The sequence below is a fragment of the Streptococcus sanguinis genome, from assembly GCF_900475275.1.
Lineage (GTDB): Bacteria > Bacillota > Bacilli > Lactobacillales > Streptococcaceae > Streptococcus > Streptococcus sanguinis_N.
Genome location: NZ_LS483364.1, coordinates 571,249 through 596,907 on the forward strand (window position 1 = coordinate 571,249; position 25,659 = coordinate 596,907).

The following is a 25,659-nucleotide window of genomic DNA, read 5'->3' on the forward strand; positions in this document are numbered from 1 at the left end:
GCGAGGTAGGAAGATGGAGCATGCACAATTACCAGAACGATTAGAAACCGATCGGCTCGTCTTGCGAGTCCGTACAGTTGCTGATGCCGAGGATATCCATGCCTACGCTAGTCTGCCAGAGGTTGCCTATCCAGCAGGCTTTCCACCCGTCCAGACCTTGGAAGATGAGATTTATTATCTCGAGCATATCCTTCCAGACCGCAATCAAAAGGACAATCTCCCAGCTGGTTATGGAATTGTCGTCAAAGGAACCGATAAAGTCATTGGTTCTGTTGACTTCAATCACCGCCACGCAGATGATGTGTTGGAGATTGGCTATACCTTACACCCAGATTATTGGGGTCTAGGTTATGTACCAGAAGCAGCGCGAGCCTTGATTGACCTAGCTTTTAAAGAATTGAATCTACATAAAATTGAATTGTCCTGCTTTGGTTATAACCTACAAAGTCAACGAGTAGCGGCAAAATTAGGCTTCACCCTCGAAGCTCGCATACGAGACCGCAAAGATGCCCAAGGCAATCGTTGTGATGGTCTGATATATGGATTGCTGAGGAGTGAGTGGGAGGTTAGAAGTTGCTAGTTGAACCGTTCGAAAATTTCGAACAGTTGAAGAAAAGGAGAGGATAAGTTAGTGAAAACAGATGAAATTATCAAATTAATAGCAGCCTTTGGAATAGGTACGATAGTTAGCGCCATCTTTTCTTTTATTAAGTCTACTAAAAGAAATCAGTTAGACTATATCACGAAAGAGAGGTCAGAATGGAGAAAAGGCATAAGAAAAATCATTGTCAAACTCTTAGGGTCAGACTTAGATAAGAAAAAAATTGCAGTCAATCAATTGAAGACACAGCTTAATCCATATGGTTTCCGTAGGAACTATAAGTACGGTAAAGATTATTATATGGCTGATGGACATATATGGGATGAATTGGAAGATTTTGATTTTTCTGAAAATAGAATCCAAAGAATTGTCCAATATCTAGTATTACTATTAAAATTCGATTGGGAACGTTCGAAGGATGAAGTTGGCATCGATCAAAATAATATTATATGGAATGCTTTAAGGTGGATTTTAATAGTATTAAATAGTGTAATGTTGGTTTGGGCTGGTCAGGTAAATAACGAAAAAAATACATACTTTGCATTGATTTCTTTGATCTTGTTACTATTACAGAAGCGTACACTAAAATTATTATCAGGTTTAAATTTAGATTCACGAAAGTCACAATTTGCTTTCTTTATTGCCTTTATTTTTGTTTTTCTATTACCATATATTTATTCAATACACTTAGTTGTTTTACTATTAAATTTTTATAAAATAATTAAGTTGAGTCTAATTTTAAGTATACTACCTATATTATTTATAGTTATTGTTATTTCATCAGAGGTGTATGTGTTGTATCAAATTTATAATTTGGATTCTCAATATGTATCAAAAATAAAGATACTAAATAAGAATGTGTCTTCTTATGAGAGTGAAGAATTTGAGCTCTACAATAAAATTTATGAACTTGAAGAGGAAATAGACAGAGTAAAGAAATTAAAAAAATCTAAAGACATTGAAAAATCTAAAAAAAGACGTGATAGATTACAGAAAAAATTAGATAAATTAATAAAGGAGAATAATTAATGTCTAAACAACTTTCACCTAAATACAATCCAGCCGAGGTTGAGGCTGGTCGTTATCAAAAATGGCTTGATGCTGATGTTTTCAAGCCTTCAGGCGATCAAAAGGCCAAGCCTTATTCAATCGTGATTCCACCACCAAACGTTACTGGGAAACTCCACCTTGGTCATGCTTGGGATACGACTCTGCAGGATATTATCATTCGTCAAAAACGCATGCAAGGCTTTGATACGCTTTGGCTTCCGGGGATGGACCACGCTGGGATTGCGACTCAGGCTAAGGTCGAGGAGCGCTTGCGGGAGCAAGGCATTTCCCGCTATGACCTGGGTCGTGAGAAATTTCTCGATAAGGTCTGGGAATGGAAAGACGAATATGCGACGACCATCAAGGAACAATGGGGCAAGATGGGGATCTCTGTAGACTACTCTCGTGAGCGTTTCACCCTTGATGAAGGTCTGTCAAAAGCCGTCCGCAAGGTCTTTGTCGAGCTTTACAAGAAAGGCTGGATCTACCGTGGTGAGTTTATCATCAACTGGGATCCAGCAGCTCGCACAGCCCTGTCTGATATCGAGGTCATCCATAAGGACGTGGAAGGTGCTTTCTACCACATGAACTATATGCTGGAGGATGGCTCACGCGCCCTTGAAGTAGCGACCACTCGTCCTGAGACGATGTTTGGAGATGTGGCCGTTGCGGTCAATCCAGAAGATCCACGCTACAAGGACTTGATTGGTCAAAACGTTATTCTGCCGATTGCCAATAAATTAATCCCAATCGTTGCGGATGAACATGCAGATCCTGAGTTTGGGACTGGTGTCGTGAAAATCACGCCTGCCCACGATCCAAATGACTTCTTGGTTGGTCAACGCCATAACTTGCCACAAGTTAACGTTATGAACGACGACGGAACCATGAATGACTTGGCCTTCGAATTTGCAGGGTTAGACCGTTTTGAAGCCCGCAAAGCGGTTGTCAAGAAACTGGAAGAAATTGGTGCTCTGGTTAAAATCGAAAAACGTGTCCACAGTGTTGGTCACTCAGAGCGGACTGGCGTTATGGTTGAGCCGCGTCTATCTACTCAATGGTTCGTCAAGATGGACCAATTGGCTAAGAATGCCATTGCCAACCAAGCGACAGATGACAAGGTAAAATTTTATCCGTCACGCTTCAACGATACCTTCCTCCAATGGATGGAAAATGTCCACGACTGGGTTATCTCTCGTCAGCTCTGGTGGGGTCACCAAATCCCTGCTTGGTACAATGCTGAAGGTGAAATCTATGTGGGCGAAGAAGCGCCGGAAGGCGATGGTTGGACTCAAGATCCAGATGTACTTGATACTTGGTTCAGTTCTGCCCTTTGGCCCTTCTCAACCATGGGCTGGCCTGATGTTGACTCTGAAGACTTCAAGCGTTACTTCCCAACCTCAACCTTGGTAACTGGTTACGACATCATCTTCTTCTGGGTGTCTCGTATGATTTTCCAATCTCTGGAGTTCACTGGCCGTCAGCCATTCCAAAACGTTCTTATCCACGGTCTCATTCGTGATGAGCAAGGACGCAAGATGTCTAAATCTCTCGGTAACGGGATTGATCCGATGGATGTCATTGACAAATACGGTGCCGATGCCCTGCGTTGGTTCCTGTCAAACGGCTCTGCCCCTGGACAAGATGTCCGCTTCTCTTACGAGAAAATGGATGCTTCTTGGAACTTCATTAACAAAATCTGGAACATTTCCCGCTATATCCTTATGAATAATGAAGGCTTGACGCTGGATGCAGCGCGTGAGAATGTCGCTCAGGTGGCGGCTGGTCAGGCAGGCAATGTCACCGATCGCTGGATTCTCCACAACCTCAATGAAACCATTGGCAAGGTCACTGAGAACTTCGATAAGTTTGAGTTTGGTGTAGCTGGTCATATCCTCTACAACTTTATCTGGGATGAATTTGCCGACTGGTATGTGGAGCTGACCAAGGAAGTGCTTTACAGCGAAAATGAAGACGAGAAAGTCATCACTCGCTCTGTCCTCCTCTACACGCTGGACCAAATCCTGCGCTTGCTTCACCCAATCATGCCTTTCGTGACCGAGGAAATCTTTGGTCAAATCTCAGAAGGCACCATTGTGACCTCGGCTTATCCAGTGGTTCGTCCAGAGTTTGAAAATGCTGAGGCAGCAGCTGGCGTGGAAGCTCTTAAGGATCTGATCCGTTCGGTGCGCAATAGCAGAGCTGAGGTCAATGTGGCGCCAAGCAAGCCGATTACCATCTTGATTAAGACGACAGACAGTGCGCTGGAAACCTTCTTCAAGGATAATGTCAACTACATCAAGCGCTTCACTAATCCTGAGCATTTGGAAATTGCAGCAGACCTTGCAGTGCCAGAGCTGGTCATGTCCAGTATCATCACAGGAGCAGAAATCTACCTGCCGCTGGCAGACCTCCTCAACGTCGAAGAAGAACTGGCTCGTCTCGAAAAAGAACTAGCCAAATGGCAGAAAGAACTGGATATGGTCGGCAAGAAACTCTCTAACGAGCGCTTCGTAGCCAACGCCAAACCAGAAGTCGTCCAAAAAGAACGCGACAAACAAGCCGACTACCAAGCCAAGTACGATGCAACTGTGGCGCGTATTGAGGAGATGAAGAAGTTGGTAGGATAAAACTATAGGAGATAGTAAGCTTGAAATTACATAAAATTATCATTCAGGGATATAAACGTCACAAAAAGACCGAACTATTATTTTCGGATGCTACTTTTCTAATCGGGGAAAATAATGTTGGCAAGAGTAGTGTTTTAGAAGCTGTTGAATTATTACTCACAGATAGTAAAAAAATTGAGGAATCGTTGTTTTATCTAGATGAATCTGGCAATAGAGTTGATAGAATTGTGTTGGAGGCTGAATTTCGAGAGCTGGGTGAAGAAGCGAAAAGTTGGCGTGGCTTTAAAGGTCGTTTGTTTTCTTATGAAGAAGATACGAATACAAAATATAGATTCTTCTATAAAAAAACATTTTCAAAGGATGGTTCTCGTAAAGTAGAGGCAAAGAGTCTAGAAAAAAAACTAAAATCTGAGTTTGTTAGCCTTAAAACAATTGCAGAATTTATTGATAAAGGTTTTGATGAATCGAAGTTAGAGAAACCATTCGATGATATTAAAAAGAAATTGAATAAAAAGCAACTTGCAGATTTTTTTGATATTTATGAATCGGACTTTGATTTTTATGATTATGGTGACAATGAAGTCTGGGTAGAAAATCCTGGTGGTATAGCTGGAAATGTACTAGCAAAGTTACCAAAAATTTTATTTATTCCAGCTTATGATAATCGCGAAGATTTAGGTGAAAACAGAGGTGCACTTCAGTCAATTCTGTATGAGTTATTTACGGAAGTAAGAAATTCTTCAGCTCATTATAAAGAGGCACAAAAGCATTTAGACTTGTTATCAAAAGAAATGAATGCTCAAAAAAGCGAGACATCATTTGGTAAAATGATGACAGAGTTAAATGCTACTATGGATAGTGTGTTTTCAGGTGTTTCTATGAAAGCGACAACAATTCTTTCGGATCCTGATAAGACAATTAAACCAACATTTAATGTTACTATGCTTAGTAATATTGAAACCTCAGTTGAGCACCAAGGAACTGGTGTAATTAGATCGGCTGTATTTGCATTGTTAAAATACAAAGCTGAGAGAGATTTACGAAAAGTGAATCAAGAAAGAAATTTAATAATTTGTTTCGAGGAACCAGAAATTTATCTTCATCCAAATGCAGCTAATCAAATGAGGGATACTATTTATGATTTAGCTTATTCTGGAAGTAATCAAATTATTTGTACAACTCATTCTCCATATATGATAGATCTTAGTCGGAAAGCTGGGCAAGTATTGAACTATCTCTCATTTGATAGTAGTGAAGATGATTTGCCTATTATTAAAAATAATCCATTTAATCATAAGGAAGCATTCAAAAAATTACATGAGGAAGATAAAGTATATGTGAAATTATTATTAAAAATGGATGATTACCTATCCAGAATCTTTTTTGCTAAGAATGTACTAATTATTGAAGGCGACACAGAAGAGATTGTTCTTAGAGAGACAATATTAGCTACACCTGATGAATTGAAGAAAAAGATTAAAAACGATTGGCAGATAATACGTGCAAGAGGGAAACCAGTAATTATTTCTGTAATCAAGTATATGAGAGCTATGGGAATTATACCTTATGTTATGCATGATAAAGATAGTGGAACAACTGGAGCAGTGAAATTTAATCAACCTATTCGAGAAGCTTTAGAATGTGATTCAAAACTATTTGTTTTAGAGGAGTGCATTGAAGAAGTTTTAGGCTATGAAGCACCTAGTGCAGACAAACCATACAATGCCTTTAAATATATTCAAGATAATTGGATAACAGAAGATAGGTATGATTATGATAAAATTTCAGAAAAATGGAGAAATACTTTTGAGAAAATATTTAAAGATTAATTAATTTTAAAAATTTGATATTACGAAGGTTAATTCTCTTATAAATATATCTATGAATATATTTCTCAGAAAGCCGCTTACCACGCGACAAATTCTTTCAATTCAAACTCGCGCGAAAACAATATTGCAGCTTTCTTCTCTGGTGTTGGGGGAATTGAGCTGATATTTGAATAGACCACCGAGTTCCGACTGATGTAGGCTAATTAGTTTTTATTAGTATGTACGCTAGATATATCAATTAGATCATCCATACACTCAGCTGGATTATTGTGATATTCACGGGGTTCAGCCAGAGGATATCCCAGCTAGGCATTTGGAGACTACTATGAAAGCCTCTACTTTACCTTAAACTCCTCAACCAAGTTCAGTTTCATCTGAGCTTGGTTTTTCTTTCCATCAACCCTCACAATCCCTCACCGACTTAATACTTTCTTTTAAGCCTTAAAAATGATAAAATAAGACAAACAAACTATAGGAGAACATAATGACTAAAGCAAATTTTGGTGTTGTTGGTATGGCTGTTATGGGCCGTAACCTTGCCCTAAATATCGAATCTCGTGGCTATACAGTTGCCATTTATAACCGCTCAGCAAATAAGACAGAGGACGTCATTGCCTCTCATCCTGAGAAAAACTTTGTGCCAAGCTATGATGTGGAGTCTTTTGTAAACTCTATCGAAAAGCCACGTCGGATTATGCTGATGGTTCAAGCTGGTCCTGGTACAGATGCGACTATTCAGGCCTTGCTCCCTCACTTGGATAAGGGCGATATCCTGATTGACGGTGGGAATACATTCTACAAAGATACTATTCGCCGCAATGAAGAGTTGGCTAACTCTGGCATCAACTTCATCGGTACAGGTGTTTCCGGTGGTGAAAAGGGTGCATTGGAAGGACCATCTATTATGCCGGGTGGTCAAAAAGAAGCTTATGAGTTGGTAGCCGATGTCTTGGAAGAAATCTCTGCTAAAGCTCCTGAAGACGGCGCACCATGTGTGACCTATATCGGTCCTGATGGCGCTGGTCACTATGTAAAAATGGTCCATAACGGGATTGAGTACGGTGATATGCAGCTTATCGCTGAAAGTTATGACCTGATGCAGCACTTGCTGGGGCTTTCAGCTAGTGAAATGGCTGACATCTTCACAGAGTGGAACAAAGGCGAGCTAGACAGCTATCTGATTGAGATTACAGCGGATATCTTGACACGCAAGGACGATGAAGGTCAAGATGGCCCAATTGTTGATTACATTCTGGATGCGGCTGGTAATAAAGGAACTGGTAAGTGGACCAGTCAATCTTCTCTGGATTTAGGTGTGCCGCTGCCATTGATTACAGAGTCAGTCTTTGCGCGTTACATTTCCACCTACAAGGATGAGCGTGTGGCAGCCAGCAAGGTATTGCCAAAACCAGCTACTTTCACCTTTGAGGGAGACAAGGCAGAGTTGATTGAAAAGATCCGCCAGGCTCTTTACTTCTCAAAAATCATGTCTTATGCTCAAGGATTTGCTCAATTGCGTGTAGCTTCTAAGGAAAACAACTGGAATCTGCCGTTTGGTGAGATTGCTTCTATCTGGCGTGCTGGCTGTATCATCCGTGCTCGCTTCCTGCAAAAGATTACAGACGCATACGGTCGTGATGCTGACCTTGCAAACCTGCTCTTAGATGAATACTTCATGGATATTACGGCTAAGTATCAGCAGGCAGTTCGTGATGTTGTCAGCTTGGCTGTGCAAGCAGGTGTACCAGTACCAACCTTCTCCAGTGCCATTGCTTACTTTGATAGCTACCGTGCAGAAAATCTGCCAGCTAATCTGATTCAGGCGCAGCGTGATTACTTTGGTGCTCATACGTACAACCGTAAAGACAAAGAAGGTACCTACCACTATTCTTGGTACGACGAAAAATAGGATAGGCCTATGGCAAAGCGAATTTTACTAGTAGAAAATGAAAAAAATCTTGCCCGATTTGTGAGTTTGGAACTGCAAAAAGAAAGCTTTCTTGTAGATTTGGCTGAGACTGGTCATGAGGGACTGGCTCTGGCAAAAGATGTGGATTATGACTTGCTCCTGCTCAACTATGATCTTCAAGATATGACTGCCAGCGATTTTGCTAAGCAGCTGAGCTTGATTAAGCCAGCTTCGGTCATTATCGTTTTGGCTAGTCGCGAAGAGATTGCGGAGCAACAGGAAGCAATCCAGCATTTTGCTGTTTCCTATGTAGTCAAGCCCTTCATTATCAGTGATTTAGTGGAGCGTGTCTCTATTATTTTCCGCGGGCGTGACTTTATTGACCAGCACTGCAGCCTCTTGAAAATTCCGACCTCTTATCGCAATCTGCGAGTGGATATTAAAAATCATACGGTTTACCGTGGTGAGGAAGTTATTGCACTGACGCGGCGGGAGTACGATCTGCTGGTGACCCTGATGGGCAGCAATAAGGTCATGAGCCGTGAGCAGCTGCTGGAGCGTGTCTGGAAGTACGAGAGCGCAACGGAGACCAACGTTGTAGATGTTTATATTCGTTATCTGCGCAGTAAAATTGATGTGGAAGGGCAGCCAAGCTATATCAAAACCGTTCGCGGTGTTGGTTATGCCATGCAAGAATAGAAAATTAAAGACTCTGTTCCCCTTAGGAGACGGAGTTTTTTTGCGCTTGTTACAGTATTGATAGGAGAAATAATGCAGACTTTTTGGTTTTTCTATGCAATCGTTTTCGTTAAAATATAGCAAGAATATGGCTGGTAAAAAGAAATTTTAGCCTTTGGGATGCAAAAAAAGAGAAAATATTTTTATAAAAGCCTTTACAAAATAAAAAATCGTGCTATAATAGATGTATCGACATGCAAACGATTTCACAAAAACGGACTTGTTTGCAAAAAAAATAAGGAGGTCTGAATGATGAAAGATTCATTCAAGAACATTTTTAGCTTTGAATTTTGGCAAAAATTCGGTAAAGCTTTGATGGTGGTCGTTGCTGTTATGCCGGCAGCAGGACTGATGATTAGTATCGGTAAGACAGTTCCAATGATTAACCAAGATTGGGGAATCTTAGTCACTATTGGTGGCGTAATGGAACAAATTGGTTGGGGTGTTATCGGTAATCTTCATATTTTATTTGCTCTAGCTATTGGTGGAAACTGGGCTAAAGAACGAGCTGGCGGTGCCTTTGCGGCTGGTTTGTCCTTCATTTTAATTAATCGAATTACTGGTGTTCTATTTGGGGTAACTGGCGAATTGTTATCTAAACCAAATGCTACGGTGCACACTATGAGTTTCGGTATTAAATCATTGGATCTTTCTCTGAAAGTGTCTGATTATTTTGAATTAATTCTAGGAGCCCCTGCTCTTAAAATGGGAGTTTTTGTCGGAATTATTGCTGGTTTTGTCGGAGCAACTGCTTACAATAAATATTATAATTTCCGAAAACTTCCAGACGCCTTATCTTTCTTTAATGGGAAAAGATTTGTTCCTTTTGTTGTCATCTTAAACTCAACTATTATTGCTTTAATTCTTGGTGTATTTTGGCCGTTTATTCAGGCGGGAATTAATGCCTTTGGTATTTGGATTACAAATGCACCGCCAATTTTGGCACCATTTATCTATGGTACACTAGAACGTCTCTTGCTTCCATTTGGTTTGCACCACATGTTGACTATTCCAATGAACTATACTGAGCTAGGTGGTACCTACATAATCCAAACAGGAACAGACATTGGTAAAGAAATTGCTGGTCAAGATCCACTTTGGTTGGCTTGGGTTCAGGACTTAATTAGTCTGAAAGGAAGTAATCCATCTAAATATCAAGACCTTCTTGCCGCATATACTCCAGCTCGCTTCAAAGTTGGTCAGATGATTGGATCTTTCGGTATTCTTATGGGGGTAGTAGCAGCTATCTATCACAATGTGGATGCTGACAAGAAACACAAATACAAAGGTATGATGATTGCGACTGCTCTGGCAACCTTCTTGACAGGGGTTACTGAGCCAATCGAGTACATGTTCATGTTTGTAGCGACACCGCTATACATCATTTATGCTTTTGTACAAGGGGCAGCTTTTGCTATGGCTGATATTGTTGATTTGCGTGTTCACTCTTTTGGCTCAATTGAGTTCTTAACTCGTACCCCTATGACTGTTAAGGCTGGTCTTGGTGGAGATATCATCAACTTTATCTGGGTAACGATTCTCTTTGGTGTTGTGATGTACTTCATTTCTAACTTCATGATCAAGAAGTTCAACTATGCGACTCCAGGACGTAACGGTAACTATGAGACAGCAGAAGGTTCAGATGAAGCTTCTTCATCAGAGTCAACTGGTGGTAAAGTTGCTGCAGCTTCTCAAGCAGTAAATGTTATCAATCTTCTTGGCGGCCGCGCTAACATCGTTGATGTAGATGCATGTATGACTCGTCTGCGTGTGACTGTCAAGGATGCTGAAAAAGTTGGAACAGAAGAACAGTGGAAAGCTGAAGGCGCTATGGGCTTGGTTATGAAAGGCCAAGGCGTTCAAGCTATCTACGGACCAAAAGCTGACGTTCTCAAATCTGATATTCAAGACTTGTTGGATTCTGGTGAAGTGATTCCTGAAACACTTCCTAGCCAAAAAGCAGAATCAGCGGCTGCCAAAGTTACTTACAAAGGTGTGACTGAGGAGGTTGAAACTGTTGCGGACGGTCAAGTCATTGACTTGGCAGATGTTAAAGATCCAGTATTCTCACAAAAAATGATGGGTGATGGATTTGCAGTTGAGCCAGAAAATGGTAAAATTTATTCACCAGTTGCTGGTACAGTAACTAGCGTCTTCCCTAGCAAGCATGCTATCGGTCTTGTGACAGATAACGGCTTGGAAGTCTTAGTACATATTGGTTTGGAAACTGTTAGCCTTGAAGGTAAACCATTTGAAGTTCATGTTTCTGAAGGTCAAAAAGTTGCAGCTGGAGATCTTCTAGTCACAGCTGACTTGGAAGCAATCAAGGAAGCAGGACGTGAAACTTCAACAATCGTAGTCTTCACAAATGCAGCAGCTATCAAGTCTGTGACAGTAGAAAAACTTGGTCAAGCATCTGCTAAGACAGTTGTTGCTAAGGTTGAATTGTAAAATAGAAAAGAGAAATCATGGCAAAATTCCTGACGTTAAATACTCATAGTTGGATGGAAGAAGGGCAAGAAATCAAGCTTAATCAGTTGGTAGAGCGCATTCTTCAAGAAAAATATGATGTCATTTGCCTGCAGGAAGTCAATCAATTAACGGAGTCTGAACAGGTTGTTCAGGCTCCTTTCTATCAGGCGGTTGAAGGAGCGATTGCGATTCATCAAGACAACTTTGCTCTATGTCTGGTAGAAAAGTTGGCTGAGGCAGGATTGGACTATCATTGGTCCTGGGCCTATAATCATATTGGGTTTGATATTTACAACGAAGGAGTGGCAATCCTATCTAGAAATCCTATGGCTCCTAGAGAAGTTCTAGTATCAGAAGCCAATGATCCTAAGGATTACCATACCCGCAAGGTCTTGCTAGCCGAGACTGAGGTAGAAGGTCAATTGCTGACAATCGCCTCCTGCCATCTGTCTTGGTGGGACAAAGGTTTTCAGGGGGAATGGGCTAAGCTTGAAGCAGAGCTTCTCAAGGTTAAAACTCCTCTGGTCCTCATGGGCGATTTCAACAATCCAGTCGGCCAGCAAGGTTACCAGACCATCTTAGCCAGTCCACTGAAGCTGCAGGATAGTCATACTGCTGCAAAAGAAGCTATCGGAGAGGCGACAGTAGAAGGGACTATTGCAGGCTGGGATGATAATAAGCATGCTCTGAAGATAGACTATGTTTTCACTAGTCAAGGGATGGACATTGAGCGCTCCGCTGTCGTTTTTGACGGGAAAGCAACACCTGTTGTCAGTGACCACTTTGGTTTAGAAGTACAAGTGACATGTTAGTATAATTAAAAGCAGTTCAATCTGAACTGCTTTTAATTATTTCTCACATCCGATACCATCACCATCTCTATCAAGGTGACGACCATATCCAGGTTGTCCTTGGTAAACGGGTGCAGCACCAGCTGCTCTTGCTTCGGAGCAATTTTTGTAATAAACATTAGCTTGAGGCTGTTCTTGAGCTACCTGAGAATCTGCTTTCTCTTGTTGCTTTTGAGCCTCAGCAGCAGCTTCTTCTTGTTGCCTTTGGAGTTCCGCAGCCTTTTTAGCTTCCTCTTGCGCTATTCTTTCCTGTTCCGCTTTTGCAGCAGCTTCCTTTTCTTCTTTTTCAGTCTTGGCTTTTTCTGTATTCTCTATTTTGGCTGAATCATTTTGTGTAGATGAACTACTACTTGATGAGCTAATACTTGAGGAAGATGACGAGAGACTAGGAAGAGCTTCTGTATTATCTGTGTCTGAAGAGCAAGCAGCAAGAGATGTGCAAGCTAGCAAGATGCAAGAGTAAGCGATTATTTTCTTATTTGTTAATATCATAATAATCTCCTTTAAGTAAAATGATAGCGTTTTCAAATATATTGTATAAAAATTTATATAGAAAAAGAATAACAGATTGGCGTTTATTGTCTAATTTCTGTCAAAAAAAATTAACAAAAAAGATTTTATCAACTGTTATTAACCCAAACGGCTGTCTTTTGTTATTCTTGAAAACGTGTTATAATGAAGTATTAGGATTCTAGGAGGAAATGGTATGCGTTGTCCGAAATGTGGTGGGAATAAATCAAGTGTAGTTGATAGCAGACAGGCAGAAGATGGGAATACGATCCGCCGCCGCCGGGAGTGCGAAGAATGTCAGCACCGTTTCACGACCTACGAGCGTGTCGAAGAGAGAACCCTAGTAGTTGTCAAAAAGGACGGGACACGTGAGCAATTTTCTCGGGATAAGATTTTTAACGGTATTATTCGCTCGGCGCAAAAGCGGCCAGTATCTAGTGACGAAATAGAGGAAATTGTCAACCGAATCGAGCAAAAGGTCCGCAGTCAGAGCGACAATGAAATCAATAGTGAATATATTGGATCCTTAGTCATGGATGAGCTGGCAGAGCTTGATGAAATCACCTATGTTCGTTTTGCCAGTGTTTACCGGAGTTTCAAGGATGTGGGCGAGCTAGAAAGCCTGCTCAAGCAGATTACCAAGGGGTCCAAGAAGAAAAAGGACAAATAAATGAAACCAAACCATCAGTTTTCTTTCTTGCGTAATAATGCAGTCAGCCCAGATATTGCTATCTTGACCAAGCTCTATCTGCCGATTCTGGGGAGAGAAGCGGTAACACTTTATCTTTATCTGCTGTCTTTTGGGGATAATTGGCAAAAACAGCACCTCTTCAGTCAGATTCTCAATCATTTAGATTTTGGACTTAATATTTTAGAAGAAAGTTTTGAGCGTTTGGCGGCGATTAAGCTAGTGGACCTTTATCAAACAGATGACCATTATCTGGTTCAACTCCACCCAACCTTAACAGCGGAGGAATTTTTCAGCCATAATGTGTACAGCCGGCTCTTGGAAAAGAAAATCGGCGAAGCTGCTGCAGATGCCCTGCGGTCAGAAAAACCTAGTGGAGAGAAATTGGTTAAGCCTTTTATGCAGGTGTTTGGTATGGAAGCTGAGCAACCAAGGGCAGTGCGAAAGGCCAATGATTTTGATTTAGAGTATTTCAAACAACGGATGGCTCAGGACAATCTTCGTTTTGCCAATGAAAAAGAAGATTTATTAGAATTGTTTGCAATTGCTGAGCAGATGAAGTGGACTTGGTATGAGACCTATGTCTTGGCGAGAGAAACTGCTGTTTCTCAGGTCATTTCTACCAAGCGGATGAAGCAAAAGCTAGCTCAGAACCCAGTAGAATGCCAATTTTCTAAGCAGGAGCAGTCTATCATTCAAGAGGCGAAACGAACATCGCCAATGGTCTTTCTGGCAGAAATCAAAAAAACCCGTCAGGCTGCTATTACGCGGACGGAGAGAAAGCTTTTGCTGGATTTAGCTGAATTAGGCCTTTTGGACGAAGTTATCAACGTAATCTTGCTCTTGACCTTTAATAAGGTGGATTCAGCCAATCTCAATGAAAAGTATGCCCTCAAGGTAGCCAATGATTTTTCTTATCAAAAGGTGACGACAGCTGAGGAAGCGGTCCTGAAAATCCGTGAGCGCAACCAGCAGCTCCAGAACCGTCCAGCTAAATCTGGACAAGGCTCTACCAAGAGCAACGTACCTGACTGGAGTCAGCCAGATTATAAAAACGAAACGAGTGCAGAGAAGCAGGCCGAGCTAGAAGAACAGAAACGTCGGCTCTTAGCCAAACTTGAAGGAGGAGGCGAATAGATGGAGAAAATAGGACAGAATATGCCTCATATGAATAGGGTGCGGCAGTTTGACTATCAGGAGCTGGTCAAGCAAATCATGGCGGATCCAGATGTGGCAGCCTTTATCCAGCAGGAAAAGCTGACCCAAGCTGAGATTCAGCGCAGTGTCTCCAAGTTTAACCAGTATATTACGGAGCGCAACCGTTTTTTGCTGGGGGACGAGACCTATATTGCTAAGGGCTATAAGCCAATCTTGGTGAAAAATGAAGGCTATGCGGATGTTGCCTATGAAGAGACGCCTGAGTTGATTGAGCAGGAGAGACAGGAGGCCATTAGAAGCCGTCTCAATCTTATCAGCCTACCAGCCAGTCTCAAGGAGGCCAGTCTGGCTCAGGTGGATCTGGATGATGTTGGTCGCTACAAGGCTTTTGAACTGTTGACCAACTTCGTTGCTGAGTTTCCGAATTATCAGAAGGCTGTTTATCTCTACGGCGATTTTGGTGTCGGAAAAAGCTACATGATGGCTGCTCTGGCGCATGATTTGTCAGAAAAACGCAGTGTTTCAACGACACTCCTTCACTATCCAAGCTTTGTTTTGGATGTTAAGAATGCGATAAGTTCCGGCTTGGTTAAGGAGAAGATTGACCAAGTCAAGACAGCTCAAGTGCTGATTTTGGACGATATCGGTGCAGAGCAGTCCAGTCCTTGGATACGGGATGAGATTTTGCAGGTCATTCTCCAGCACCGCATGCAGGAAAATCTGCCAACTTTCTTTACTTCTAACTTTAGTTTTGCGGATTTAGAGCGTCACTTTGCCAGCTCTAAGAATGGCGATGAGACTTGGCAGGCCAAGCGGGTTATGGAGCGAATTAAGTTTTTGGCTCAGGAGGTACGCCTAGAAGGAGAGAACCGCCGATGAATGAAACAATTAACTTGATGAATGCTCACACGTCTGTTCGCCGCTTTACGGAGGAGCAGATTTCGGATAAGGAATTACGTGCCATCATTGATGCTGGGCGGGCTGCGTCCAGCTGGAAGAATTTCCAGTCCTATTCGATCATTGTGGTGCGAAGCAAAGAGAAAAAAGAAGCTCTCTTTGACCTAGTGCCCCAAGAAGCCATTCGGCAGTCTTCGGCCTTCCTGCTTTTTGTTGGCGACCTCAATCGTGCTCAAAAGGGCGTTCAATTGCATACGGAAGACTTTTATCCTGAGGGGGCGGAGAATCTCCTGATTAGCTCAGTAGATGCTGCTTTAGCAGGTCAAAATACTCTGTTGGCAGCTGAAAGTTTGGGTTATGGTGGGGTAATCATTGGACTGGTTCGTTATGCTGCTAGTCAAATAGCAGAGCTTTTCAAGTTGCCGGACTACACTTATCCGGTCTTTGGGATTGCTCTGGGAACTCCCAACCAGAACCATGCAGTCAAGCCACGCCTGCCTTATGAAGCAGTGGTCTTTGAGGAAGAATATCGTGAACAGGATCGTTCAACTATCCAAGCCTATGACCGCGTACAGACTGAATATGCCGGCGAGCGAGCTAAAGAAACCTGGAGTCAGCGCCTAGCTGCCCAATTTGGTCAGGAGCCAAATCAGGCTATTGACCAACTATTCAAAGAAAAGAAATTAGAAAAATAGGGCGGAGTTTGGCTCTGTCCTAAAGAATGAAAGAGGAAAAACATGGCCTTACCAACTATTGCCATTGTCGGCCGGCCCAATGTCGGCAAGTCAACGCTCTTCAATCGGATTGCCGGTGAGCGGATTTCCATTGTGGAAGATGTTGAAGGGGTGACCCGCGACCGAATTTATGCGACCGCAAACTGGCTCAACCGTAAGTTTAGTATTATTGATACGGGCGGAATTGACGATGTTGATGCGCCTTTTATGGAGCAAATCAAACACCAGGCTGAGATCGCCATGGACGAAGCAGATGTTATTGTTTTTGTCGTGTCCGGCAAGGAAGGTATCACGGATGCCGACGAGTATGTGGCTCGCATGCTCTATAAGACTCATAAGCCGATTGTTTTAGCTGTCAATAAGGTCGACAATCCTGAAATGCGCAATGAAATTTTTGATTTCTATGCGCTGGGCTTGGGTGATCCATTCCCGGTTTCCTCAGTCCACGGGATTGGTACAGGGGATGTTCTTGACGCAATCGTTGAAAATCTGCCAAATGAGGAAATGGCTGAAAATCCTGATATGATTAAGTTTAGCTTGATTGGCCGTCCTAATGTCGGCAAGTCTAGCTTGATCAATGCCATCTTGGGTGAAGACCGAGTCATTGCTAGTCCAGTGGCTGGTACTACGCGTGACGCTATTGATACGGTCTTTACCGACAGTGAAGGTCAGGAATTTACCATGATTGACACAGCTGGTATGCGCAAGTCAGGCAAGGTCTATGAAAATACAGAGAAATACTCTGTCATGCGGGCTATGCGGGCGATCGATCGCTCAGATGTCGTTCTGATGGTGCTTAATGCCGAAGAAGGAATTCGTGAGTACGACAAGCGAATCGCTGGCTTTGCCCATGAAGCTGGAAAAGGTATTGTTATTGTTGTCAATAAGTGGGATACGCTGGAAAAAGACAACCATACTATGAAAGACTGGGAAGAAGATATACGTGACCAGTTCCAGTATCTGTCTTATGCACCGATTATCTTTGTTTCTGCCTTAACCAAGCAGCGTCTCCATAAGCTGCCGGACATGATTAAGCAGATCAGTCAGAGTCAGAATACCCGCATTCCGTCAGCGGTGCTCAATGATGTTATCATGGATGCCATCGCGATTAATCCGACACCGACTGACAAGGGCAAACGCCTCAAGATTTTTTATGCGACTCAGGTAGCGACCAAACCTCCGACCTTTGTCATCTTTGTCAACGAAGAAGAGCTTATGCACTTCTCTTACTTGCGTTTCTTAGAAAATCAAATCCGCAAGGCCTTTGTCTTTGAAGGAACCCCAATCCACTTGATTGCAAGGAAGCGGAAGTAGAGTTGTAAAACAGCAATTTGACAAACATACGTTTCTATGTAAAAATGAAAGTAAGCATAAGAGCTTGCTTTTCTTTTTTATGTCGAAAGTATGGTATAATGGTGAGATAAATGTAAGGTGGTAATTATGGCAAAATTAATTCCTGGTAAGATTCGGACAGAAGGAATAAACTTAGCCGAAGCTGGAAAAATTGAAATTATAGAAGCCAAGGATTCTTTTTTATACACTCGGATTGATGAACAAAATTTACGGTATAGTTTAAATGATGATGCTATTTTTTGTTCCTGCGATTTTTTTAAAAAGAAAAAATACTGTGCTCATTTAGCTGGTTTAGAATATTTTCTAAAAAACGATATAGATGGTAAGACTTTTTTGGAAAATATGGAGAAAAAAGAAACTTCACAGCAGGAAACACAAAAATTAGTATCTTTCGGAAGTTTATTTCTAGATAAAATCTTTTCTGAAAAATCTAAAGAGGATATTCGATATGAATTATCTGCTTTTGGTCAAGAAGATGATTACCTTGGACATATTCTTTGGACTCTGAGAATTTCGCGTTTGCCAGATGAACGTTCTTATGTCATTCGAGATATTTTATCTTTTTTGAGGACCGTGGTAAAAAAAGGATATTATCAAATTGGAAAAAGCTATTATGAATCAATTAGCTTTGAAGAATTTGATGAGGCTAGTCAGGAACTCCTCATTTTTTTACAGGGGCTAGTAAAGGATAGCCAAGGAAAAGAAACCAATTTAATTTTTCCAAATACAGGACGCAATTTATTTTTTCCTGCAAGTCTATTTGAAGAAGGCGTCGATCTATTAATGAATCTCACATCATTCCAGTTGGAATGTGGCTTCTATAGTTATAGAGAAGTTATGTTTCAGGATTTTCATGAGGATGCTGGGATTTATCACTTTAAGGTTGAAGAAAATGCCGATTACTTTGAATTAACGGTTTCAGAAAAGAACTATAAAATGTTGTATGATGGTCAGTATATTTTATCTGGCAATACCCTTTACCAATTAAATCATAAACAAATCATTTTAATAAAAGCATTAAGAGATTTACCAATAGCTCAAGACGGGGAAAAGCATTTGCAGTTTGATGGGGCTGAAAAAGCTAAACTGGCAAGCAGTTTGTCCATGTTTAGTGAAGTAGGTCGAGTTGTAGCACCGAAATCACTAATAATACACGAATTTACGCCTCACTTTAGTTTTGACATAGCGGAAAATCGGGAAATCGTTTTAACACTCCTTTTTGAATTTGAGGATAGAAAGATAAGGTGTAGAGAAGAACTAGAGAAATTACCTTATGCTAGTGATTTTAATCATGAGCAAGACATTTTTAAAACGATGCTATCTAATGGTTTTTCTGACAATTTTGTCAGTCAACGGTTACCTTTGAAATCGGAGGAGATTTATCATTTCTTTTCTGAGGTTATTCCGTCATTTAGAAAATTGGGTAAGGTTTGGTTATCTGATCAATTGCAGGAGCTAGGAGCTTCTGCAAAACTAGATGTTTCAGTTCAACTTAATGGTGGTCTTTTAGATATTGGTTTCGATTTTGCTGGCATTGCGCAGTCAGAGATTGACGCAGTTCTTGATTCGCTCTTTAAGGAGCAGGACTTCTTTATCAGTAAGTCCGGGCAAGTCTTGATTTTCGATGAAGAGACCAAGGAGATGAGTCGGACTTTGCAGCAGCTGCGGAGTAAGCGGACTAAAAATGGCTTCATTCAGACCAGCAGTCTGGCAGCTTATCAACTGGCAGAGTTTTTTAAGGGCAAGGATAGGGTACAGTTTTCAAAAGATGTACAGCAGCTGGCCTTTGACCTGACTCACCCTGAGGAATTTCCTCTTCCCCAGCTGCAAGTCAAGGCTGACCTTCGGGATTACCAAGAGACGGGTGTCAAGTGGTTATCCATGCTGGATAAGTATGGCTTCGGTGGCATCTTGGCTGACGATATGGGACTAGGGAAAACCCTGCAGACAATTTCTTTTCTGAGTTCGCGTATAGATGACTCTAAGAAAGTCTTAATCTTGGCGCCATCCAGCCTGATTTACAACTGGAGCGATGAGTTTGCTAAATTTGCTCCGCATTTGGATGTGGCGGTGGTGTATGGTCTGAAAAATGTTCGTGATGAGCTGATTGCGGAGAAGCATCAGATTACCATTACCAGCTATGCTTCCTTCAGGCAGGATGTGGAAGAATACAAGGACAACCACTTCCAGTATCTGATTTTGGATGAGGCTCAGGTCATGAAGAATGACCAGACCAAGATTGCCCAGTATTTGCGGGATTTTGAAGTGGAGCATACTTATGCCCTTTCTGGGACGCCGATTGAGAATAATCTGGGAGAACTTTGGTCTATTTTCCAGATTGTCATGCCAGGACTTTTGCCAAGCAAAAAGGAATTTTTAAAACTGCCGGCTGAGAAAGTCGCCCGCTATATCAAACCATTTGTTATGCGGCGCAAGAAAGAAGATGTGCTGCAGGAATTGCCTGATTTGATTGAAGTAGCTTATCGCAATGAATTGGCAGATAGTCAGAAGACCATTTATCTGGCTCTGCTCAAACAAATGCAGGACAGAATTATCCATGCGACAGAAGATGAAATCAACCGCAGCAAGATAGAGATTCTGTCAGGTCTTATGCGTCTCCGCCAGATCTGTGATACTCCGAAGCTGTTTATGGAAGATTACGAGGGCGAGAGCGGTAAGCTAGAAAGTTTGCGGGAATTACTTGAACAGATACAAGATGGTAATCGTCGTGTCCTCATATTTTCACAATTTCGTGGTATGCTGGATATTATTGAGAGTGAGCTGGATAAGCTAGGCATGGAGTCCTTTAAGATTACAGGCTCTACTCCAGCCAAGGAGCGTCAGGACATGACAACAGCCTTCAATGACGGCCAGCGATCAGCCTTTCTAATCTCCCTCAAGGCTGGAGGTGTCGGTCTCAATCTGACCGGTGCAGACACAGTCATCTTGGTCGATCTCTGGTGGAATCCAGCGGTTGAGGCCCAGGCCATCGGCCGTGCCCACCGTATCGGTCAGGAGCGCAATGTCGAAGTCTATCGGATGATTACACGGGGAACGATTGAGGAGAAGATACAGGAGTTGCAGGAGAGCAAGCGCAATCTGGTTTCGACTATTCTGGACGGAGCAGAAGCCAAATCTAGTCTTTCTGTGGAGGAAATTCGAGAAATTCTGGGAATTTCGGCAGAATAGCTTGAAAAATAGCCTGAATAGTTTATAATAATGAAGGGTTGAAAGGAAAAAGATATGACTGATAAACAATTTCCTCTGGTGTCAGATGATGAAATCATGCTGACGGAAATGCCGCATATGAATCTTTATGATGAACTGGATCTCATTAGCAACATTACCGGAGACTATACAGACCGTAATTATTTGGAATGGATGCCGATTGTGGACTCCAGCAGGCATGCTCCCATCGCTGCCAGTCAGGCTATCAGAAGACCGCTGCAAAAGCAGTCTGCTTTCAAGGATTTTAAAAAGCCGATTGATAAGAAAGATCCAGCCATTCGTTATGCTGAGCAGGCACGCGAGGAAGCTCGGGCAGATTTGAAAAAGAAGCGTTCAGCACCTTATCTGACCAGCGACCTTCCGACTAAGGTCCGCAACAGAAAGCTTCCGATAGCTTCTAATGCGGAAAGACCTAAGCCAACAGCCCCTTTTCAAAAGAATACATCGGGCGAATTTACGAAGTTTGGCGACAGGCTTCAGCAGGAAAACTATATTTTGGCGGATATTCATCCTGAGTATAGCCCTCAGCCGCAGGAGCCGGAAGAAAAGCCTAAGAAGAACAATTATGATTTTTTAAAAACCAGTCAGATCTATAATCAGGATAGGGCTAAGGAGGAGCAGTTGAAGCATTCCAAGGCTCAAGAGCTGAATTTGACAGGCTTGGACAGCGAATAAAGCTGGCTTGCTTGATCCTTTTCTGCCTGCAATTTTCTGGTGTATAAAGGAAATTGCTGTTTGATTATGTAAATGTAAAATCTATCTGCATATAACATCCATCATCGGTTGAAGAAGACCGATGCTAGAAGCTGGGACTTACTGATTGGTCCGGCTTCTTTGGTGTTTTGGTGGTGCCTAAAAGTTTGTAATTAAAGGAAATCCTTGCGGGCTGATGAGGATCTGCGGAGATTTTCCTCTTGGGACTTGCTTTTATGGCCTTGTATTTTAAGGAGTAATCATGACGAAAACCTATCATTTTATCGGGATTAAGGGCTCTGGTATGAGCGCTTTGGCTTTGATGCTGCACCAGATGGGCCATAAGGTTCAGGGCAGTGACGTTGATAAATATTATTTCACTCAGCGTGGTCTGGAGCAGGCTGGCATTTCCATTCTGCCTTTTGATGAAAAGAATATCCAGCCGGACTATGAAATCATTGCCGGCAATGCCTTTCGTCCAGATAACAATGTAGAAATTGCCTATGCAGACGCAAACGGCATCAGCTATAAACGCTACCATGAGTTTTTAGGTGGCTTTATGCGTGACTTTGTCAGCTTGGGAGTGGCTGGTGCCCACGGGAAGACCTCTACAACGGGTATTCTCTCCCATGTTCTCTCCAATATCACGGATACTAGCTATCTAATTGGTGACGGTACAGGCCGTGGTTCTGCCAATGCCAAGTATTTTGTCTTTGAGTCAGACGAGTACGAGCGTCATTTCATGCCCTATCATCCGGAATATTCGATTATTACCAATATCGACTTTGACCATCCGGATTATTTCACGAGTCTGGAAGATGTCTTTAATGCTTTCAATGACTATGCCAAGCAGATTACCAAAGGGCTTTTCATTTATGGAGAAGATGAGCAGCTGCGCCGGATTACGTCCAAGGCTCCGATTTACTACTATGGCTTCAAGGAAGAGGGCAATGACTTTGTCGCTCACGATCTCTTGCGTTCCACCAGCGGTTCAGGCTTTAAAGTTTCTTTCCGTGGGCAAGAGCTGGGTGAGTTCCAAATTCCAAGCTTTGGCCGCCACAACATTATGAATGCAACAGCAGTAATCGGTCTCTTGTATACTGCAGGTCTTGATTTGAATCTAGTTCGGGAGCACCTCAAGACCTTTGGTGGAGTTAAGCGCCGCTTTACTGAAAAGATTGTTAACGAAACAGTTATTATTGATGACTTTGCTCACCATCCGACGGAAATTATTGCGACTCTGGATGCAGCACGTCAGAAGTATCCAAGCAAGGAAATCGTGGCAATTTTCCAACCGCATACCTTCACTCGGACCATTGCTCTCTTGGACGAATTCGCGGAAGCTCTCAATCAGGCTGACTCAGTCTATCTAGCTCAGATTTACGGATCTGCGCGTGAAGTGGACAATGGTGATGTCAAGGTCGAAGATCTGGCTGAAAAGATTGTGAAGCGGGCAAAGGTCATTGACGTGGATAATGTTTCTCCGCTTCTTGACCACGATAATGCAGTTTATGTCTTTATGGGAGCTGGTGACATCCAGACCTATGAATATTCCTTTGAACGTCTCTTGTCCAATCTGACCAGCAACGTTCAGTAGGAGGAGACTTGATGGAAGCACCGATTCGAATCAGACAGGCTGACTTGAGCGACTGGGAGGAAATTCTTGCAATTGAACAGCTGAATTTTCCAGCAGTAGAAGCAGCCAGTTCAGAAGTTCTCAAAGAGCGGATTGAGCAGATTCCAGATACTTTTTTGCTAGCAGAGCTGCATGGTCAGCTGGCGGGCTATATTGTTGGACCAGCTGTTCAGGTGCGATATTTGACATATGACCTCTTTAGCAAGGTGGGTGCTATTCCTCCAGAAGGTGGCTTCATTGCTGTCCAAAGTCTGTCCGTCCATCCTGATTTTCAGAGGCAGGGGGTCGGAACCTTGTTGCTTGCAGCTCTCAAGGAGACAGCTGTTCAGCAAAATCGAAAGGGCATTAGCCTAACCTGTCATGATGAGCTGATACCTTATTATGAGATGAATGGTTTCGTCCACGAAGGGATTTCTGACTCAACTCATGGTGGGGCTGTTTGGTCTGATATGGTGTGGGAAAATCCCAATTTTAAGGAGAAGTGATGATTATCCGTCAAGCTCAAATGGCTGACTTAGATGCCATTTATGCTATCGAATTGGAAAATTTCAGTCCAGAAGAGGCTGTTAGCCGCGAAAGTCTAGCAGCACATATCCAAACCCTATCTTCAACTTTTTTGGTGGCAGAAAGGGATGGTAAGATTCTGGGCTATCTGGAAGGACCTGTCCGTCCAGAACGTTATTTAAAGGATATTTCCTTTACAGAGGAGATTGAAGATTATGGTCATCTGGACGGTGGCTTTATCTCATTGACTAGCCTTTCTATCTCGAAAGATGCTCAGGGGATGGGGGTTGGTCGCAAGCTTTTGGAAGCTATGAAAGAGATTGCTATAGCAGAAGAACGGCACGGTATCAATCTGACCTGCCACGACTACCTCACCGCTTACTACGAAAAACATGCTTTTGTAAATGAAGGTTTGTCAAAATCAACTTACGCAGGTGCTACTTGGTTTGATATGGTCTGGGAAAACCCTAGTCTCAAACTGCAAAAAAACCAATAATAAGCTAGAAAATCCTACTCTTATTGCATTTATCTGACTTTTAAGATATAATGTTAGGGATTATGATGAAGGAGGTCAAATTTTTGACTGAAAAATCACAAGACAAAGAGAAGAATCTGAGCTTTAAAGAGCAGATTTTGAAAGACTTAGCTGGAGAAAAGGAAGAACAAACTCCCTCTTCAACTAGCCAGTCAGAAGCGGACTCTGCTTCTGCAAAAGAAACAGCAGCTGCGGACGACTTTGAAGCTAGACCGGCTTCGGTAGATGTTTCCTACAAGGTTGCAGAGAATGAAAAGGCTCACCCTCAGGTCTATGGCCGAGTGGATGAGGAAGATAAGAAGCCCAATGAGGTTCTATCTCGGGCTAATCGGGCCAACAATACGGTCAAGAAAAAACGTCAAAACACCTTAGCCCGCAGGATTATGACAACGGTTTTGCTGATTGTCCTGCTGGGACTTGTAGTCACAGGAGTTGTCGGCTATACTTATGTATCTTCAGCTCTTAAACCTGTTGATGCAAATGCAACAGAGTATGTGACGGTTGAAGTACCAGAAGGCTCTAGCTCTAAACAGATTGGGGAAATCCTCGAGAAAAAGGGGCTGATTAAAAATGCTCAAGTTTTTAGTCTCTATTCCAAAATTAAAAGCTTTAACAATTACCAGTCTGGCTATTACAATCTCCAGAAGAGTATGGACCTAGATACCATTGCTCGACAGCTTCAGGAAGGTGGAACAGATACACCGCAACCACCAGTTGTTGGTAAGGTTACTATTCCTGAAGGCTATACACTGGAGCAGATTGCAGAGGCTGTGACGGTTAATGCAGCTGCAACTTCTAAGAAGACTAGCAAGACACCTTTTAGCAAGGACGATTTCCTAGCTAAGGTGCAGGATGAAGCTTTCATTTCCAAGATGGCTGCTAAATATCCACAGCTGCTGGGCACATTGCCAAGCAAGGACAGCGGAGTCAAGTACCGCTTAGAAGGTTATCTCTTCCCTGCCACTTATAACTATGGTGAGGATGCGGATTTGGAAAGCTTGATTGACCAGATGTTGGGCGCAATGAATACCAATCTGTCTTCTTACTACTCTACTATTGAATCAAAGAACTTGACGGTTAATGAAGTCTTAACACTTGCTTCTCTAGTGGAAAAAGAAGGTTCGACAGATCAGGATCGCAAAGATATTGCCAGCGTATTTTACAATCGTCTCAATCAAGCGATGCCACTTCAGAGTAATATCGCTATCCTTTATGCTCAAGGCAAGCTAGGAAAGAAAACGACTCTGAAAGAGGATGCTGAAATTGATACCAATATCGACTCGCCTTTCAATGTCTATAAAAAAGAAGGGCTTATGCCTGGGCCAGTCGATAGTCCAAGCATGTCAGCTCTGGAAGCTACCATTAATCCAAGTAAGACGGACTACCTCTACTTTGTGGCAAATGTTGAAACAGGCGCTGTTTACTTCGCCAATACTTATGAGGAACACGCCAAAAATGTTGAGGAGCATGTCAACAGCAAGCTCACTCAATCCAGCAGCACTGATTAATTGCTGTTATTGCAGACGAGGAAACTAGTGCAGCTAGTTCTAGCTTTCTCAGTCCTGCTATATAAAAAAGGGACTGATACAGACTTGTCTCAGCCTCTTGTTTTAGTTTTAAAATAAAAGAAAATAAAAGAAAAG

Annotated in this window: 20 protein-coding genes; 19 read left to right on the top strand and 1 reads right to left on the bottom strand. The window is 42.3% G+C overall.

The window, feature by feature from the left end; all coding sequences use genetic code 11:
• Positions 1–13: 13 nt before the first annotated feature.
• The 8 genes from DQM55_RS02980 to DQM55_RS03015 all read left to right on the top strand — a co-directional run bounded on the left by DQM55_RS02980 (position 14) and on the right by DQM55_RS03015 (position 12,041).
• Complete coding sequence (locus DQM55_RS02980; RefSeq protein WP_111675410.1) at positions 14–580, top strand: GNAT family N-acetyltransferase; 567 nt, start codon at positions 14–16, stop codon at positions 578–580.
• 51 nt (positions 581–631) lie between these two features.
• Positions 632–1,630 (top strand): hypothetical protein, encoded by a 999-nt coding sequence (locus DQM55_RS02985; RefSeq protein WP_111675411.1) that lies wholly within the window; start codon positions 632–634, stop codon positions 1,628–1,630.
• Positions 1,630–4,281, top strand: coding sequence for a valine--tRNA ligase (locus DQM55_RS02990; RefSeq protein ID WP_111675412.1), 2,652 nt, complete (start codon positions 1,630–1,632; stop codon positions 4,279–4,281). The genes DQM55_RS02985 and DQM55_RS02990 overlap by 1 nt, the downstream gene beginning before the upstream one ends.
• A gap of 20 nt (positions 4,282–4,301) precedes the next feature.
• On the top strand, positions 4,302–6,110 hold the full coding sequence (locus tag DQM55_RS02995; RefSeq protein ID WP_172454707.1) for an ATP-dependent nuclease: 1,809 nt from the start codon (positions 4,302–4,304) through the stop codon (positions 6,108–6,110).
• Positions 6,111–6,594: 484 nt separating this feature from the next.
• Positions 6,595–8,019 carry an NADP-dependent phosphogluconate dehydrogenase gene (gene gndA / locus DQM55_RS03000; protein ID WP_111675414.1) on the top strand — a complete coding sequence of 475 codons (1,425 nt, stop codon included), beginning with the start codon at positions 6,595–6,597 and terminating at the stop codon, positions 8,017–8,019.
• Between the two features lie 9 nt (positions 8,020–8,028).
• Positions 8,029–8,718 (top strand): response regulator transcription factor, encoded by a 690-nt coding sequence (locus tag DQM55_RS03005; protein WP_111675415.1) that lies wholly within the window; start codon positions 8,029–8,031, stop codon positions 8,716–8,718.
• A 288-nt stretch (positions 8,719–9,006) separates the two neighbouring features.
• Positions 9,007–11,208 (top strand): PTS transporter subunit IIBC, encoded by a 2,202-nt coding sequence (locus DQM55_RS03010; protein ID WP_111675416.1) that lies wholly within the window; start codon positions 9,007–9,009, stop codon positions 11,206–11,208.
• 17 nt (positions 11,209–11,225) lie between these two features.
• Positions 11,226–12,041: an endonuclease/exonuclease/phosphatase family protein gene (locus DQM55_RS03015; protein ID WP_111675417.1), complete on the top strand. Its 816-nt coding sequence runs from the start codon at positions 11,226–11,228 to the stop codon at positions 12,039–12,041.
• 36 nt (positions 12,042–12,077) lie between these two features.
• Here DQM55_RS03015 and DQM55_RS03020 read toward each other — a convergent pair whose 3' ends face one another.
• Complete coding sequence (locus tag DQM55_RS03020) at positions 12,078–12,572, bottom strand: excalibur calcium-binding domain-containing protein (RefSeq protein ID WP_111675418.1); 495 nt, start codon at positions 12,570–12,572, stop codon at positions 12,078–12,080.
• A gap of 214 nt (positions 12,573–12,786) precedes the next feature.
• Here DQM55_RS03020 and nrdR point away from each other — a divergent pair, with 214 nt between their 5' ends.
• The 11 genes from nrdR to mltG all read left to right on the top strand — a co-directional run bounded on the left by nrdR (position 12,787) and on the right by mltG (position 25,524).
• Complete coding sequence (nrdR, locus tag DQM55_RS03025) at positions 12,787–13,260, top strand: transcriptional regulator NrdR (protein WP_002894570.1); 474 nt, start codon at positions 12,787–12,789, stop codon at positions 13,258–13,260.
• Entirely contained in the window at positions 13,261–14,415 is a 1,155-nt protein-coding gene (locus tag DQM55_RS03030; protein WP_111675419.1) for a replication initiation and membrane attachment family protein, read from the top strand. It abuts the gene before it with no gap.
• Positions 14,416–15,315: a primosomal protein DnaI gene (gene dnaI, locus DQM55_RS03035; protein WP_111675420.1), complete on the top strand. Its 900-nt coding sequence runs from the start codon at positions 14,416–14,418 to the stop codon at positions 15,313–15,315.
• A complete protein-coding gene (locus DQM55_RS03040; RefSeq protein WP_111675421.1) occupies positions 15,312–16,028 on the top strand; it encodes an NADPH-dependent oxidoreductase in 717 nt (238 codons plus the stop codon). Before dnaI ends, DQM55_RS03040 begins: the two co-directional genes overlap by 4 nt.
• Before the next feature lie 42 nt (positions 16,029–16,070).
• Positions 16,071–17,381 carry a ribosome biogenesis GTPase Der gene (der, locus tag DQM55_RS03045; RefSeq protein WP_111675422.1) on the top strand — a complete coding sequence of 437 codons (1,311 nt, stop codon included), beginning with the start codon at positions 16,071–16,073 and terminating at the stop codon, positions 17,379–17,381.
• A gap of 126 nt (positions 17,382–17,507) precedes the next feature.
• Entirely contained in the window at positions 17,508–20,609 is a 3,102-nt protein-coding gene (locus DQM55_RS03050) for a DEAD/DEAH box helicase (RefSeq protein ID WP_111675423.1), read from the top strand.
• 54 nt (positions 20,610–20,663) lie between these two features.
• Positions 20,664–21,323: a cystathionine gamma-synthase gene (locus tag DQM55_RS03055; RefSeq protein WP_111675424.1), complete on the top strand. Its 660-nt coding sequence runs from the start codon at positions 20,664–20,666 to the stop codon at positions 21,321–21,323.
• Positions 21,324–21,603: 280 nt separating this feature from the next.
• Positions 21,604–22,938, top strand: a complete 1,335-nt coding sequence (murC, locus tag DQM55_RS03060; RefSeq protein ID WP_111675425.1) for a UDP-N-acetylmuramate--L-alanine ligase — start codon at positions 21,604–21,606, stop codon at positions 22,936–22,938.
• Between the two features lie 11 nt (positions 22,939–22,949).
• Positions 22,950–23,462, top strand: coding sequence for a GNAT family N-acetyltransferase (locus DQM55_RS03065; protein WP_111675426.1), 513 nt, complete (start codon positions 22,950–22,952; stop codon positions 23,460–23,462).
• Complete coding sequence (locus DQM55_RS03070) at positions 23,462–23,977, top strand: GNAT family N-acetyltransferase (protein WP_111675427.1); 516 nt, start codon at positions 23,462–23,464, stop codon at positions 23,975–23,977. Before DQM55_RS03065 ends, DQM55_RS03070 begins: the two co-directional genes overlap by 1 nt.
• 50 nt (positions 23,978–24,027) lie before the next feature.
• On the top strand, positions 24,028–25,524 hold the full coding sequence (mltG, locus tag DQM55_RS03075) for an endolytic transglycosylase MltG (RefSeq protein WP_111675428.1): 1,497 nt from the start codon (positions 24,028–24,030) through the stop codon (positions 25,522–25,524).
• Positions 25,525–25,659: the final 135 nt, after the last annotated feature.

Coding starts and splice junctions, on each gene's coding strand:
- mltG (WP_111675428.1), top strand. CDS start 24,028: ATGTTAGGGATTATGATGAAGGAGGTCAAATTTTTGACTGAAAAATCA.
- DQM55_RS03015 (WP_111675417.1), top strand. CDS start 11,226: ATGGCAAAATTCCTGACGTTAAATACTCATAGTTGGATGGAAGAAGGG.
- DQM55_RS03070 (WP_111675427.1), top strand. CDS start 23,462: ATGATTATCCGTCAAGCTCAAATGGCTGACTTAGATGCCATTTATGCT.
- murC (WP_111675425.1), top strand. CDS start 21,604: ATGACGAAAACCTATCATTTTATCGGGATTAAGGGCTCTGGTATGAGC.
- gndA (WP_111675414.1), top strand. CDS start 6,595: ATGACTAAAGCAAATTTTGGTGTTGTTGGTATGGCTGTTATGGGCCGT.
- DQM55_RS03020 (WP_111675418.1), bottom strand. CDS start 12,572: ATGATATTAACAAATAAGAAAATAATCGCTTACTCTTGCATCTTGCTA.
- DQM55_RS03065 (WP_111675426.1), top strand. CDS start 22,950: ATGGAAGCACCGATTCGAATCAGACAGGCTGACTTGAGCGACTGGGAG.
- DQM55_RS02980 (WP_111675410.1), top strand. CDS start 14: ATGGAGCATGCACAATTACCAGAACGATTAGAAACCGATCGGCTCGTC.
- dnaI (WP_111675420.1), top strand. CDS start 14,416: ATGGAGAAAATAGGACAGAATATGCCTCATATGAATAGGGTGCGGCAG.
- DQM55_RS03055 (WP_111675424.1), top strand. CDS start 20,664: ATGACTGATAAACAATTTCCTCTGGTGTCAGATGATGAAATCATGCTG.
- DQM55_RS03040 (WP_111675421.1), top strand. CDS start 15,312: ATGAATGAAACAATTAACTTGATGAATGCTCACACGTCTGTTCGCCGC.
- der (WP_111675422.1), top strand. CDS start 16,071: ATGGCCTTACCAACTATTGCCATTGTCGGCCGGCCCAATGTCGGCAAG.
- DQM55_RS03050 (WP_111675423.1), top strand. CDS start 17,508: ATGGCAAAATTAATTCCTGGTAAGATTCGGACAGAAGGAATAAACTTA.
- DQM55_RS03030 (WP_111675419.1), top strand. CDS start 13,261: ATGAAACCAAACCATCAGTTTTCTTTCTTGCGTAATAATGCAGTCAGC.
- DQM55_RS03010 (WP_111675416.1), top strand. CDS start 9,007: ATGATGAAAGATTCATTCAAGAACATTTTTAGCTTTGAATTTTGGCAA.
- DQM55_RS03005 (WP_111675415.1), top strand. CDS start 8,029: ATGGCAAAGCGAATTTTACTAGTAGAAAATGAAAAAAATCTTGCCCGA.
- nrdR (WP_002894570.1), top strand. CDS start 12,787: ATGCGTTGTCCGAAATGTGGTGGGAATAAATCAAGTGTAGTTGATAGC.
- DQM55_RS02990 (WP_111675412.1), top strand. CDS start 1,630: ATGTCTAAACAACTTTCACCTAAATACAATCCAGCCGAGGTTGAGGCT.